This window comes from Nonomuraea sp. NPDC049637, from assembly GCF_040675235.1.
GTDB lineage: Bacteria > Actinomycetota > Actinomycetes > Streptosporangiales > Streptosporangiaceae > Nonomuraea.
In genome coordinates this window covers 88233-100750 of record NZ_JBFAOM010000005.1, presented here as the reverse complement: position 1 = coordinate 100750, position 12518 = coordinate 88233, and the positions used below count along the sequence as shown (strand labels likewise).

Sequence of the window (12518 nt, the reverse complement as noted above, 5' to 3'; positions counted from 1 at the left end):
CTGCCTCGCCGTTGTCAACTCGCGCGTGCCCGGCGCAGCCCGAGCGTCCTGATCCGGCTGCCCGTGCCGAACAGGCTGGCCATCACCACCAGGTCCGTGCGCCCGCCTTGGTACGCCAGCCGCAGGGCGTCGAACACCAGGACGGAACCGGCGGCCACCGGGATCGCGAGGGTGCGCGTGCCGAACAGCTCGACGTCGGCGCGGTTCGCGGTGACGTCCTTGAGCAGCCCGCGCAGCGGATCCCCCGCCGGGAAACGTTCGCCCGCCACCCCGGCCGGGTCGGTGAGGTACGTCAGATGCCGCTGCGGCACCAGCCGGGCCTGCCTGACCAGCGACTCCGGCGCCTCGGCGGCCTCCCGCGCCGGCTCGCCGGGCACCGGGACCGGGCCCGCGCCCAGCCGCCAGCGGCCGTCCTCCAGGAAGAACAGGTAGTACGCGGGCGAGGGCTCGCGGGCCAGCGCGGCGAACCAGTCGCCCGCGTCGGGCAGCACGTAGACGGGGTCGGCGGGACGGGCTGGACGGCCGTTCCGGGTCGCCTGGCAGGCACGGCCGTCCAGCGTCCGCTCCGCCCACGTGGTCAGCTCCCGCACGGCGGCGCAGTCCCGCCGCTGCCAAGCCCCGTCGAGCTGCCTGAGCAGCGAGAACGCCTGCTCGGCGGTCGCCGGGTCGACCCGTGGCGCGGCTGCCGGGGCAGGCGTGCGGTCCTCCTGGAGCACCGGGGCGCCGCCGGTCGCGCCACAGCCCGCGGTGAGCAGGGCCAGGATCAACGCGAGCAGTCGAAGCGGCACAGGTGGCTCCCGGGAGGGCGGCCGTCTGGAGCGGCAGGTCCGACATCGCGGGCGGGCCCGCGATCTGAACGGCAGCGTAATGCCGATCTTTCAGAAATGCCGCCCATAAGGCGATATTTCTAGAAGTGGTCTTTGCGGGGCATGTTCGGCCCCCTGACACCGGCCGTACGACATCGCCGGTACGCTGAGGTGGTCAGTCTCGACGAGGGAAAGGACCGAGCGCGGACGTGGAGTTTGCCAAGCGCCTCTACCAGCGGTTCGAGTCCCTGGTTCACGAACTGGCCAAATTCGGGAGCATCGGGGCCGTCGCCTTTCTGCTCGACACGGGTGTCTACAACCTCTTCCTGCTCGGCTTCGAGTGGGGCCCCCTCACCTCCAAGGTGCTCGCCACCACGCTCTCGGCGACCTTCGCCTACCTGGGCAACCGCTTCTGGACCTTCCGCCACCGCGAGCAGAGCGGCCTCGGCCGCGAATACTTCCTGTTCTTCCTGCTCAACGGCGTCGCCCTGCTGTTCGGCCTGCTGGTGATCGGCTTCACCAAGTACACCCTCCACCTGCACGACGGCCTGAGCCTGAACATCGCCAACTTCGCCGGCGTCGGCCTCGGCACGCTGTTCCGCTACTGGTCGTACAAGAAGTGGGTGTTCCTGGAGGCCACCGAGCCGATCCCGGTGGAGCTGCCCGAGATCAGGCAGGACCGCTGACCACGCGGTTCCTGCTGTCCTCCTCGGCCGGGCGCAGGAAGATGGCGAACGTCGCCGGCCGGCGACGCACCAGTTCCAGCCGTCCGCCGTCGGCGGCGGCCAGCGCGCGGGCGAGGGTGAGCCCGAGGCCGGTGCCGCCGCCCCCGCTGACGTTGCGTTCGAAGATCTTGGGTGCGATCTCGTCGGCGATGCCGGGGCCCTCGTCGGCGACCTCGATCACGATGTAGTTGTCGCCGCAGGTGCTGGTGACGGTGACCGTGCCGCCGCCGTGGCGCAGGGAGTTCTCCAGCAGCGAGGCGATGACCTGGCCGAAGCCGCCGGTGGTGGCCATGGCCTTCAGGCCGCGGGTGCCGTCGAGGTGCAGCGTGCGGCCCGCCTCGCGGAAGACCGGCTCCCACTCGGTGACCTGCTGGATGAGCACCTCGTCGATGGCGACGGGCTCGGCCTGGGCGTGGCGCTGGCGGCGGGCCGCCGCGAGCAGCTCGTCGATCACCGCGGTCAGGCGCTCGGCCTGCACGATGGCCGCCTCGCCCTCCTCCCGGACGACCTCCGGCTCGTTCGAGGCGGCGACGATCTCCTCCAGGCGCATGGTCAGGCCGGTCAGGGGCGTGCGGAGCTGATGGGAGGCGTCGGTGGCGAACTCGCGTTCGCGGGTGAGCAGGTCGGAGATGCGGGTGGCGCTGCGGTCGAGCACCTGGGCCACGCGGTCCAGCTCGGGGATGCCGTAGCGGTGCTTGCTGGGCCGCGCGTCGCCCGACCCCAGCCGCTCGGCGATCTTCGCCAGGTCCTGCAGGGGCAGCGTCAGTCTGCGCGACTGTACGACGGCCAGGCTCACGGCCACCGCGAGCGCCGCGACGGCCAGCGCCACGATCAGCAGCAGCCTGGCCCGGACGTCGCGCTCGACCTGATCCCGGTCACGACTTATCCGGACGTAGACCCCGGTGTTGGTCTGGGCGTCCTCGGTCATCAGGTGACCCGACGCCGGCGCGGTGCCGACGACGGTCACCCGCAGAGGGGTTCCGCGTTCCCAGATCTGGATGTACCTGCCCGGGTACTTCTGCTCCAGTTGTTGCGGGTCGAGCGGGGTCTCCTGGACCCGGGCGTACTCGACCTCGCCCACGAGACGTTTGGCTTCCGCCCCGAGCTCCTGAGCCGCCTCGTCGACGATCAGACGGCTGACCACGACGCCCAGGGGGACCCCCAGCAACAGGACCGCGATGACCGCGACGACCAGTGTGGAGGAGAGCAGTCGACGGCGCATGCGCCTACTCGCGTTCGAACCGGAAGCCGACTCCCCGGACGGTCGTGATGTATCGGGGCTTGGCGGCATCGTCGCCGAGTTTGCGGCGCAGCCAGGAGATGTGCATGTCGAGGGTCTTGGTCGAACCCCACCAGTTGGTGTCCCACACCTCGCGCATGATCTGCTCCCGGGTGACGACCTTGCCGGCGTCGCGGACCAGCACGCGCAGCAGGTCGAACTCCTTGGTCGTCAGGTGCAGCTCCTTCTCCCCCATCCAGGCGCGGCGGGAGTCGGCGTCGATGCGGACCCCCTGCACGACCGGCGTCTCGGAGGTGCCGCGGCGCAGCAGCGCGCGCACCCGGGCGAGCAGCTCGGCCAGCCGGAACGGCTTGGTCACGTAGTCGTCGGCGCCGGCGTCGAGGCCGACGACGGTGTCCACCTCGTCCACGCGGGCCGTGAGTATCAGAACCGGGGTGCCGTGCCCCTCGGCACGGATCCGGCGGGCGACCTCCAGGCCGTCCATCTCTGGCAGCCCGAGGTCGAGAACGATGAGGTCGATGCCGCCCGACAGGGCCCTCTCCAGGGCCTGCGGGCCGTCGGGGCTCACCTCTACCTGATAGCCCTCGCGGCGTAGCGCACGCGCGAGTGGCTCGGAGATCGAGGTGTCATCCTCGGCGAGAAGTACGCAGGTCATGAAGCGATCGTAGGACCTTAGGCGATCGTTTCCCGGGCACAGCGCGCGGTTTGACTTGTCGTTGACCTATCCATTGACCTGGGCAAACGAAGCTAAATAAGGGTTAGTCGTGATTAAATTACCGCGATTATCGAGGGGAAAACACAAAGCGCTCCAGGCTTTCCCATCACACCACGTACGCCCGCATCCTCGGGACGCGTCGCGCCCGGCGCGGCGCCCGGAGCGTGATACCCCGAGCCGGGCGCCGGAATGCCTGGAACGTGCCGTTCAGAGCCAGCTCGACCGGACGGAGGCGGCCGGGCCGCCGGCCGGGGCGGTGCCGAGCTCGCCGGCGCGTACCCGGTCGAGCAGGCGGCGGACGGTGTCGACGATCTCGGGGGCGGTCTCCCGCAGGCTCGCCGCGTCGCCGGGGCCGACCTCGGCGGGATCGACGCCCGACTGCCGCAGCACGCCGTCGAGGTCGGCCAGCCGCTCCCCCAGCCACTTCAGCGGCTCGGCCGACAGCTCCTCGTCGAACACCCGCCGGTCGGGCTCCCAGCCGCTGGAGCCGGGGTGGTGGTGCGTACGGTCGAAGCTGCCCGGCGTGCCGTCGACCGACTCCAGCAGGTCGACCCGCCAGATGAGCTGATCGACGACGATCGGACGGGCCGAGTAGATCGACCCCTTGAGCTCGCCCGGCGCGAGCCTGCGGATCTCCAGGCGCACGCCGTGCTCGGCGCCCTCCTGGTGCTCTCCCGGGTCGGGGTCGACGAAGTACAGGTCGCCGACGGCCACGCCGATGCGCTCGAAGCCGAAGAGATAGAGCATGGAGACCACTCCCTCACAGGTGTCCTGGGCTCGCCTCCCCCAGTATCCGTCAGGCCGCCGCGGGCGGCCCGCGGGCGGCGGGAACGGCGACGGCCCCGCTGCCCGGGCGGGCGGCGGGGCCGGAGAGAGCGAGGGGCTCTAGTCGTCGACGGAGCTGGGCTCGGCGTAGCGGGCGAGGTAGAGCTGCTCGCCCAGGCTGCGCATCAGGCCCAGCTCGGTCTCGAGGTAGTCGATGTGCTCCTCCTCGTCCTCGAGGATGTCCTCGAAGATGCGGGCGGAGGTGATGTCGCCCTTCTCCCTCATCAGCTGGATCGCCGGGCGCAGCCGTTCGACCACCGCCAGCTCGACCTCAAGGTCGGCCTTGAGCTGCTCCTCCACGGTCTGGCCGATGTGCAGCGTGCCGAGGCGCTGGTAGTTGGGCAGCCCTTCGAGGAACAGGATGCGGTCGGTCAGCCGTTCGGCGTGGCGCATCTCCTCGAAGGACTCGTCGCGCGTGTGCTTGGCCAGCTTGGTGTATCCCCAGTTCTCCTGCATCTTCGCGTGCAGGAAGTACTGGTTGATCGCCGTGAGCTCGGCGGTCAGCTGTTCGTTGAGGAGTTCGATGATCTGCTTGTCGCCCTGCATGAACGGGCCCCTCGTCGCGGTGCGGCTATGCGGTCGTCAGTTCTTCGGACTGCTTCAGGATCGCACAGATCTTCCGTACACAACGGGCACAGTCCCCACCCGCCCCAGTGGTGTCGCGAATCTGTTTCGCGCTCTTCGCCCCGGAGGCGATGCAGTCGTGGACCTCGTTCTCGGTCACAGCACGACAAATGCACACATACATCCGGGGACAGGCCTCTCAAGCGAGCAGGAAGGGGACGCCTTTAGGTTAGGCACACCTAAGATAGCTCACTTCGGTAAGGCTTGCCTATGTTAGAGGCGTCACATTCACCTGACCCCGCAGGTCAGTGGCCCCTCGCCCGCCACTCCTCCAGGTGCGGCGCCTCCGCCCCGATGGACGTGGAGTCGCCGTGGCCCGTGTGCACGACCGTCTCGGGCGGCAGGGACAGCAGCCGCCCGGCGATCGACTCGATGATCGTGTCGAACGACGAGTACGACCGCCCGGTGGCCCCCGGCCCGCCCTTGAACAGCGTGTCGCCGCTGAACAGCACGCCCGCGTCGGGAGCGTGCAGGCAGACCGCGCCCGGCGAGTGGCCCGGCGTGTGCAGCACCTCCAGCGCCACCCCGCCCACCGTGATCTTCTCGCCGTCGGCCAGCGGCGTGTACGCCACCTCCGGCCCGTACACCTGCTCCCAGAGCACCTGGTCGGCCGGGTGCAGCAGGATCGGCGCGCCGGTCAGCTCGGCCAGCCGGGCGGCGGCGTTGACGTGGTCGTTGTGGGCGTGGGTGCACACGATGGCCTTGACCTGGCGGCCGCCGGCCCGCGCGGCGATGGCATCGGCGTCGTGCGCGGCGTCGATGATCACGACCTCGCGCGCGTCGCCGACCAGCCAGACGTTGTTGTCGACCTCCCACGTGCCGCCGTCGAGCGAGAACGTGCCGGAGGTGATGACGCGGTCGATCATCAGAGCACCACCACCGAGCGCAGCACCTCGCCGCGGTGCATCTTGGCGAACGCCTCCTCGACCTGGTCGAGCCCGATCGTCTCGGTGACGAACCGGTCGAGCGGCAGCCGGTTCTGCAGGAACAGGTCGATCAGCATCGGGAAGTCCCGCGAGGGCAGGCAGTCGCCGTACCAGGACGACTTCAGCGCGCCGCCACGGCCGAACACGTCGAGCAGCGGCAGCTCCAGCCGCATCTCCGGCGTCGGCACGCCCACCAGGACGACCGTGCCGGCCAGGTCGCGGGCGTAGAACGCCTGCTCGTACGTCTCCGGCCGGCCGACCGCCTCGATCACCACGTCGGCGCCGAACCCGCCGGTCAGGTCGCGGATCGCCTCGACCGGGTCGTTCTCCCGCGAGTTGACGGTGTGCGTCGCGCCGAACCCGCGGGCCCACTCCAGCTTGCGGTCGTCGACGTCGACGGCGATGATCCGGGACGCCCCGGCCAGCGACGCCCCCAGGATCGCCGCGTCGCCGACCCCGCCGCAGCCGATCACGGCCACGCTGTCGCCGCGCGTCACGCCGCCGGTGTTGATCGCCGCGCCGATGCCGGCCATCACGCCGCAGCCCAGCAGGCCCGCGACCTGGGCCGGCGCCTCGGCCGACACCTTCGTGCACTGCCCTGCCGCCACCAGCGTCTTCTCCAGGAACGCGCCGATGCCGAGCGCGGGCGACAGCTCGGTGCCGTCCCTGAGCGTCATCTTCTGGGAGGCGTTGTGGGTGGCGAAGCAGTACCAGGGCCGGCCGCGCAGGCAGGCGCGGCACTGGCCGCACACCGCGCGCCAGTTGAGGATCACGAAGTCGCCGGGCGCCAGCCCGGTGACGCCCTCGCCGACGGCCTCGACCGTGCCCGCGGCCTCGTGGCCCAGCAGGAAGGGGAAGTCGTCGTTGATCCCGCCCTCGCGATAGTGCAGGTCGGTGTGGCAGACCCCGCAGGCCTGCACGTTCACCACCGCCTCGCCCGGCCCGGGGTCGGGGACGACCACCGTCTCCAGCGAAACTTCCTGGCCCTTACCGCGGGCGATCACGCCCTGCACTTCGTACGGCATGGCAGCCATCTTGTGTCAGGAGGATGATCTCCGCAAGACATAGGGCTGGACCACGCCGAGCCCTCTTGCGGGCCGCCTCCTGATCTTGTGCACCGCGACCCCGTCCGGCGCTCCGGCCAGGCCCTCGGCCAGCTCGGAGTCGACCAGGATCGTGCCCGGCCGGGCGATGGCCGTGAGCCGGGCGGCCAGGTTGACGGTGGTGCCGAACACGTCGCCCATCATGGGCACGACCGGCCCGTACGCCATGCCGATGCGCAGCTCCAGGCTGTCGACGAGGTCGAGGGCGATCGCCGCGGCCTGGGCCGGGGCGGGCGCGGTGAACAGCACCTCGTCGCCGAGCGTCTTGACCAGCCGCGCGCCGTGCGCGGCCACCACGTCGGCGGCGCGCGACTCGAAGCCCTCGACCAGCGAGGCCAGCGCCCGCTCGTCCAGCTCGCGCGAGCGGCGGGTGAAGGAGACCAGGTCGGCGAAGCCGACGGCGATCGACACGCGGGCCGGTCCCCGCTCGTCCTGGTCGTCGGCGACGGCCAGCAGCCGGGTGCCGGCGGCGGCGAGCTGGGCCCGCCAGACGTGCACCAGCAGGTGCTCGAAGTCGGGCAGGAGGGCCTTGGCCGTGTCGAGGACGCCGTTCAGGTCGGCGTCGGTGCGCGAGTCGGGGACCATCGTGCCGATCACGATCTCGGCCTGCCACTGCGCCAGCCTGGCGGTGGTCTGCCCGAGCGCGCGGGCCATGCGGATGACGGTCTGCTCGTCGAGCAGGCCGCCGTCGATCAGGTTGCGCACCCGGCGCAGCGCGGCCACGTCGGCGTCGCTGAACGCCACGGCGTCGTCGGGGAACTGGGCGAAGCCGAGCGCCCGCCAGATGCGCTGGGCGAGCTCCTGCGACACCCCGGCCCCGGCCGCGACCTGCGCGCGGGTGTGGCGGGCCGGCATGCCGACGAGCGTGCGCTCGATCTGGTCGGCGGTCGGCCTGCCGGGCGGTTGGGTGGCGTTCACGATCAGCAGGCTACGCCAACCTCAGCGGCCGTCGATCTCTCCGTCGGACGCGTCCTCGACCAGCTTGAACAGGTCCATGCGGACGTCCTGGATGCGCGGGATGTCGCGCAGGACGATCTGCCCCCGCTCGCCCGCGGACTCGACGGTCAGCGTGCCGCAGCCGAGCATGCGCTCCATGAACGTCTGGTCGGAGCTGACGGTGTTGACCTTGGCCATCGGGATCTCGTCGGTGGACTTGTTGAGCACGCCCATGCTGATCGTGAACCGGTGGGTCGTCAGGACGTAGCCCGTGTTCTTCCACCGCAGGTAGGGCACGAACGAGAAGATCGTCAGCAGGATCACGGCGATGACGACGACGGCGATCCTACCGTAGGAGGTGACGCTCTCCCCCCACGCGGTGGGGAAGAAGTAGAGCGCCGCACCCGCTGCCGCGGCGATGAGGATCAGCGCGAAGAACGGGCCGACAAGGCGCTTCCAGTGGGGATGGAAGGATCGGACGCGCTGCTCACCCTGCGTCAGATGGTGGTCGGGAAGGGTCATGCCGCACATGCTGCCACCAACCCGGCCGAGCGGCTACGCCCCGGCTCATCGGGCGGCTCATCGGGCGGCCCGCACGTGCACGACGTCTCCGGCGCCCAGCGTGTAGCGCTCGCCGCCGGACTCCACCTGGAGGTGGCCGGACCCGTCGATGCCGGTGGCCCGCCCGGTCAGCACCTGCTCGCCCGGCAGCTCCACCCGGACGTCGCGGCCGACCGTGGCGCTGGCGGCGAGGTAGGCGGCGCGCAGCCCGGCGACCTCGGCGTCGCCGCCGGCCTCCTCCCACTCGCGGTAGTGGCTCTCGACCTCGCGCAGCACGGCCCGCAGCAGCGGGTCGCGGTCGAGGCAGGCCGCCTCCTCGATGGCCAGGGAGGTGGCCGTCTCGACCGGGGCCTCCTCCGCGCGCAGGGAGACGTTGAGCCCCATGCCGATGACGACGGCGTCGTCGACCCGCTCGGCCAGCACCCCGGCCAGCTTGCGCTCGCCCACCAGCAGGTCGTTGGGCCACTTGAGGCGAACGTCGACCTCGGCCAGCCGGCGCACGGCCGAGGCGGCGGCCACGCCGTACAGCAGCGGCAGCCACCCCTGGGTCGGCACCGGCGTCGTGGGCCTGAGCAGGACGGAGAAGGTCAGCCCCGACCGCGGCGGCGCCGACCAGGCGCGGTCGAGCCGGCCCCGGCCGGCGACCTGCGACTCGGCCACCAGCACCCGGCCCTGCTCGGCCCCGGCCTGGGCGGCCAGGGCCAGGTCGGCGTTGGTCGAGCCGGTGGTCTCGACGACGGTGACGCCGGTCCACAGGGCGCCCGGACGCACCAGCGCGCGGTTGAGCGCGGCCTCCGAGAGCGGCGGACGGTCGAGGTCGGAGAAGCGCGAGGAGGCCATCCCCCTATCTTGGCCGAACCCGCGCCGAGGTCGTCGCACCGCACCGGCTGGTCTCGAAGTCCGCATGAGGGGTAAAGATGGGGGGATGAGCAGACGTCCTGACCCTCGCAACTGGGCTTCGTGGCGGCCCTTCGGCCTCGGGTTGCGCAAGCCGAACAACTACCTGGAGCTGTGGAAGGCGTTCAGGTCGGTCAAGGGGAACAGGCGTTACGCCTGGCGCATACTCAACCAGGGCACCTGCGACGGCTGCGCGCTCGGCACGCACGGCATGCGCGACTGGACGATGGACGAGATCCACCTGTGCAACATCAGGTTGCGCCTGCTGCCGCTGAACACCATGCCCGCGCTCGACGTGTCGCTGCTGCGCGACGTCTCCGGGCTGGCCGGGCGCAAGAGCGCGGAGCTGCGGGAGCTGGGGCGGCTGCCGTACCCGATGGTGCGGCGGGCCGGCGAGCCCGGCTTCACCCGCATCACGTGGGACGAGGCGCTGCGGGTGGCGGCCGAACGGCTGCGCGGCGCGCGCTTCGGCACGTACCTGACCAGCCGCGGGGTGCCCAACGAGAACTACTACGCGGCGCAGAAGGCGGTGCGGGCGCTCGGCACGAACAACGTCGACAACGCCGCCCGCATCTGCCACTCGCCCTCGACGGTCGCGCTCAAGCAGACCATCGGCGCGGCGGCCACGACCTGCTCCTACACCGACTGGATCGGCTCGGACCTGATCGTCTTCATCGGCTCGAACCCGTCGAACAACCAGCCGGTCGCGATGAAGTACCTCTACCACGCCAAGAAGGCCGGCACCCGGATCGCCATGGTCAACGCCTACCGCGAGCCGGGCATGGACAAGTACTGGGTGCCCTCCAACGCCGAGTCCGCGCTGTTCGGCACGAAGATCACCGACGAGTTCTTCGGCGTGAACGTCGGCGGCGACATCGGCTTCCTCAACGGCGTGCTCAAGCACCTCATCGAGAACGACTGGGTGGACAAGGCGTTCGTGAGCGGGCGCACGTCCGGGTTCGAGGAGGCGCGCAAGGCCGTCGAGGCCCAGTCGTGGGCCGAGCTCGAAGCGCTCTCGGGGGCGACCAAGGAGCAGATGTTCCGGCTGGCCGAGCTGCTCGGCCGGGCGCGCTCGGCGGTGCTGGTCTGGTCGATGGGCATCACCCAGCACACCTACGGCGAGGACAACGTCAGGGCGATCGTCAACCTGGCGCTCGCGCGCGGCTTCATCGGGCGCGACAAGTGCGGGCTGATGCCGATCCGGGGGCACAGCGGGGTGCAGGGCGGAGCCGAGATGGGCGCGTACGCGACCGGCTTCCCCGGCGGCCTGCCGATCACGTCCGCCAATGCCGCCAAGTTCACCGACCTGTGGGGCTTCCAGGTGCCCGACACGGCCGGGCTGACCGCGACCGACATGATCGACGCGGCCCACCGGGGCGAGCTCGACGCGCTCGTCTCCTCCGGCGGCAACTTCCTGGAGGTGCTGCCCGACCCGGCCTACTGCCGCGAGGCGCTGTCCAGGCTGGGGCTGCGGGTGCACATCGACATCGTGCTGTCCTCGCAGATGCTCGTGCCGGGCGAGGGCGACGTGCTGCTGCTGCCCGCCCAGACGCGTTACGAGATGGTCGGCGGCGTGACCGAGACCTCCACCGAGCGGCGGATCATCTTCTCGCCCGAGGTCGAGGGGCCGCGCGTGGGCGAGGCCTGGCCGGAGTGGAAGATCTTCTCCGAGCTTGCCGCCCGTACCCGTCCGGAGATAGCCGACCATGTGCGGTTCACCGGCACTCCGCAGATCCGTGCGGAGATCGAGCAGGTCGTGCCGTTCTACCAGGGCATCTCCGGGTTGCGGAAGTTCGGGGACAACGTCCAGTACGGCGGCCGCCACCTCTTCGCCGACGGCCGCTTCCAGACGCCCGACGGGCTGGCCGTCTTCTCGGTGGTCGAGCCGCCCGCCCTTGAGCGCCCCGACGGCACGTTCAAGGTCGCGACCAGGCGCGGCAAGCAGTTCAACAGCATGGTCCACGAGCGGCTCGACGGCTTCAACGGCGCCGCCCGCGAGGCCGTGCTGATGAGCCCGTACGACGCCGACCGGCTCGGGCTGGCCGACGGCGCGCCGGTCGAGCTGCGCGCGGGCGAGCGCTCCTACCAGGGCAAGGTGCTGCGCGCCCCGCTGATGCCGGGCAACCTGCAGATCCACTGGCCGGAGGGGAACGTCCTGCTCGACGAGGCCCGGCGCTCGCCACAGGCACGCATCCCCGACTACAACGCGCTCGTCACCGTGCGGCCGCTGTGAAGGCGCGTCCCGGGCCCACCACCCGCGTCCGCATCAGGGAGCTGGCCGGCTCCGGAGCCCGCGACCGGCGCGACGACCTGGCCACGGAGGAGCCGCTGGAGATCCGCCTCACCGGCGGCGACGGCGCCCGCAAGACGGTCGCCATCACCATGCGCACGCCGGGGCACGACTTCGAACTGGCCGCCGGGTTCCTGAGCGGCGAGGGCCTGGCCGGGCCGGACGACATCGCGGCCATCGCGTACTGCACGGACGACGACCTGCCGCCCGAGGCCCGCTACAACACCGTCACCGTCCGCCTGCACGGCCCGGTGCCCGACCTGCCGGCGCTCGACCGGCACTTCCTCACCTCCAGCGCGTGCGGCGTGTGCGGCTCGGCCGGCCTCGACGCGCTGCACGGCCGGTGCAAGCCGATCCCCAGGGGCTCGCTCGAACTCACCCCCGAGGTCCTCTACGGCCTGCCGGGCGCGCTGCGCGAGGCCCAGGGCGTGTTCGGCAAGACCGGCGGGCTGCACGCGGCGGGCCTGTTCTCGGCGACGGGCACGCTGCTGGCCTTGCGCGAGGACGTCGGCCGGCACAACGCCGTGGACAAGCTGGTCGGCTGGGCGGCGCTGGCGGGCCGGCTGCCGCTGGCCGAGCACGTGCTCATGGTCAGCGGCAGGGCCAGCTACGAGATCATGCAGAAGGCGCTGGCGGCCGGCGTCCCGGCGGTCTGCGCGGTGTCGGCGCCCTCGTCCCTGGCCGTCGATCTGGCCAGGGAGTTCGGGTTGACGCTGGTGGGGTTCCTGCGCGGCGAGCGCTGCAACGTCTACGCCGGGCAGGAGCGGGTCGTCACGTCCTGGTCAGCGGCAGACCACGCGCTGGATCCGTGAGCGACTACGTGTCGAGCTGCGCCGCCGAGCAGCGCGGCGCCCGGCAGTCCGGGTCGGA

The 12518-nt window shown here is 71.3% G+C and carries 14 protein-coding genes; 3 read left to right on the top strand and 11 right to left on the bottom strand.

Going from position 1 to position 12518, the window contains the following annotated elements; all coding sequences use genetic code 11:
- Nucleotides 1-14 precede the first annotated feature (14 nt).
- Nucleotides 15-788 (bottom strand): hypothetical protein, encoded by a 774-nt coding sequence (locus AB0J71_RS09140; protein WP_364413526.1) that lies wholly within the window; start codon nucleotides 786-788, stop codon nucleotides 15-17.
- A 227-nt stretch (nucleotides 789-1015) separates the two neighbouring features.
- On the opposite strand from AB0J71_RS09140, the gene AB0J71_RS09135 reads away from it, so the two are divergent.
- The gene (locus AB0J71_RS09135) at nucleotides 1016-1492 is read left to right on the top strand and encodes a GtrA family protein (protein ID WP_352321617.1); all 477 of its coding nucleotides are present in this window, start codon (nucleotides 1016-1018) and stop codon (nucleotides 1490-1492) included.
- Here the strand turns inward: AB0J71_RS09135 and AB0J71_RS09130 are convergent.
- From AB0J71_RS09130 to AB0J71_RS09085, 10 genes are all read right to left on the bottom strand, one after another.
- Entirely contained in the window at nucleotides 1476-2753 is a 1278-nt protein-coding gene (locus tag AB0J71_RS09130; RefSeq protein WP_352321619.1) for an ATP-binding protein, read from the bottom strand. The genes AB0J71_RS09135 and AB0J71_RS09130 overlap by 17 nt on opposite strands.
- A gap of 4 nt (nucleotides 2754-2757) precedes the next feature.
- Entirely contained in the window at nucleotides 2758-3426 is a 669-nt protein-coding gene (locus AB0J71_RS09125; RefSeq protein ID WP_043620820.1) for a response regulator transcription factor, read from the bottom strand.
- Nucleotides 3427-3693: 267 nt separating this feature from the next.
- On the bottom strand, nucleotides 3694-4233 hold the full coding sequence (locus tag AB0J71_RS09120; RefSeq protein ID WP_352321622.1) for a hypothetical protein: 540 nt from the start codon (nucleotides 4231-4233) through the stop codon (nucleotides 3694-3696).
- A 138-nt stretch (nucleotides 4234-4371) separates the two neighbouring features.
- Complete coding sequence (bfr, locus tag AB0J71_RS09115) at nucleotides 4372-4857, bottom strand: bacterioferritin (protein WP_352321624.1); 486 nt, start codon at nucleotides 4855-4857, stop codon at nucleotides 4372-4374.
- Nucleotides 4858-4882: 25 nt separating this feature from the next.
- Nucleotides 4883-5059 carry a (2Fe-2S)-binding protein gene (locus AB0J71_RS09110; RefSeq protein ID WP_125632481.1) on the bottom strand — a complete coding sequence of 59 codons (177 nt, stop codon included), beginning with the start codon at nucleotides 5057-5059 and terminating at the stop codon, nucleotides 4883-4885.
- 121 nt (nucleotides 5060-5180) lie between these two features.
- The gene (locus AB0J71_RS09105; RefSeq protein WP_352321626.1) at nucleotides 5181-5801 is read right to left on the bottom strand and encodes an MBL fold metallo-hydrolase; all 621 of its coding nucleotides are present in this window, start codon (nucleotides 5799-5801) and stop codon (nucleotides 5181-5183) included.
- Nucleotides 5801-6886 (bottom strand): S-(hydroxymethyl)mycothiol dehydrogenase, encoded by a 1086-nt coding sequence (locus AB0J71_RS09100; RefSeq protein ID WP_364413524.1) that lies wholly within the window; start codon nucleotides 6884-6886, stop codon nucleotides 5801-5803. Before AB0J71_RS09100 ends, AB0J71_RS09105 begins: the two co-directional genes overlap by 1 nt.
- Before the next feature lie 15 nt (nucleotides 6887-6901).
- Complete coding sequence (locus AB0J71_RS09095; protein WP_364413706.1) at nucleotides 6902-7819, bottom strand: adenylate/guanylate cyclase domain-containing protein; 918 nt, start codon at nucleotides 7817-7819, stop codon at nucleotides 6902-6904.
- An 84-nt stretch (nucleotides 7820-7903) separates the two neighbouring features.
- Nucleotides 7904-8422, bottom strand: coding sequence for a PH domain-containing protein (locus AB0J71_RS09090; RefSeq protein ID WP_352321630.1), 519 nt, complete (start codon nucleotides 8420-8422; stop codon nucleotides 7904-7906).
- A 57-nt stretch (nucleotides 8423-8479) separates the two neighbouring features.
- Entirely contained in the window at nucleotides 8480-9301 is an 822-nt protein-coding gene (locus AB0J71_RS09085) for a biotin--[acetyl-CoA-carboxylase] ligase (protein WP_364413522.1), read from the bottom strand.
- A gap of 85 nt (nucleotides 9302-9386) precedes the next feature.
- Between AB0J71_RS09085 and AB0J71_RS09080 the strand changes: the two genes are divergently transcribed.
- The gene (locus AB0J71_RS09080) at nucleotides 9387-11591 is read left to right on the top strand and encodes an FdhF/YdeP family oxidoreductase (protein ID WP_352321634.1); all 2205 of its coding nucleotides are present in this window, start codon (nucleotides 9387-9389) and stop codon (nucleotides 11589-11591) included.
- Nucleotides 11588-12460, top strand: a complete 873-nt coding sequence (gene fdhD, locus AB0J71_RS09075) for a formate dehydrogenase accessory sulfurtransferase FdhD (RefSeq protein ID WP_352321636.1) — start codon at nucleotides 11588-11590, stop codon at nucleotides 12458-12460. Before AB0J71_RS09080 ends, fdhD begins: the two co-directional genes overlap by 4 nt.
- Nucleotides 12461-12518 lie beyond the last annotated feature (58 nt).

Excerpts from the sequence above, each read along its gene's own strand:
- AB0J71_RS09100 (WP_364413524.1), bottom strand. The coding sequence starts at position 6,886 with ATGCCGTACGAAGTGCAGGGCGTGATCGCCCGCGGTAAGGGCCAGGAA.
- AB0J71_RS09095 (WP_364413706.1), bottom strand. The coding sequence starts at position 7,819 with ATGCCGGCCCGCCACACCCGCGCGCAGGTCGCGGCCGGGGCCGGGGTG.
- AB0J71_RS09120 (WP_352321622.1), bottom strand. The coding sequence starts at position 4,233 with ATGCTCTATCTCTTCGGCTTCGAGCGCATCGGCGTGGCCGTCGGCGAC.
- AB0J71_RS09080 (WP_352321634.1), top strand. The coding sequence starts at position 9,387 with ATGAGCAGACGTCCTGACCCTCGCAACTGGGCTTCGTGGCGGCCCTTC.
- AB0J71_RS09130 (WP_352321619.1), bottom strand. The coding sequence starts at position 2,753 with ATGCGCCGTCGACTGCTCTCCTCCACACTGGTCGTCGCGGTCATCGCG.
- AB0J71_RS09110 (WP_125632481.1), bottom strand. The coding sequence starts at position 5,059 with ATGTATGTGTGCATTTGTCGTGCTGTGACCGAGAACGAGGTCCACGAC.
- AB0J71_RS09125 (WP_043620820.1), bottom strand. The coding sequence starts at position 3,426 with ATGACCTGCGTACTTCTCGCCGAGGATGACACCTCGATCTCCGAGCCA.
- bfr (WP_352321624.1), bottom strand. The coding sequence starts at position 4,857 with ATGCAGGGCGACAAGCAGATCATCGAACTCCTCAACGAACAGCTGACC.
- AB0J71_RS09105 (WP_352321626.1), bottom strand. The coding sequence starts at position 5,801 with ATGATCGACCGCGTCATCACCTCCGGCACGTTCTCGCTCGACGGCGGC.
- AB0J71_RS09085 (WP_364413522.1), bottom strand. The coding sequence starts at position 9,301 with ATGGCCTCCTCGCGCTTCTCCGACCTCGACCGTCCGCCGCTCTCGGAG.
- AB0J71_RS09090 (WP_352321630.1), bottom strand. The coding sequence starts at position 8,422 with ATGACCCTTCCCGACCACCATCTGACGCAGGGTGAGCAGCGCGTCCGA.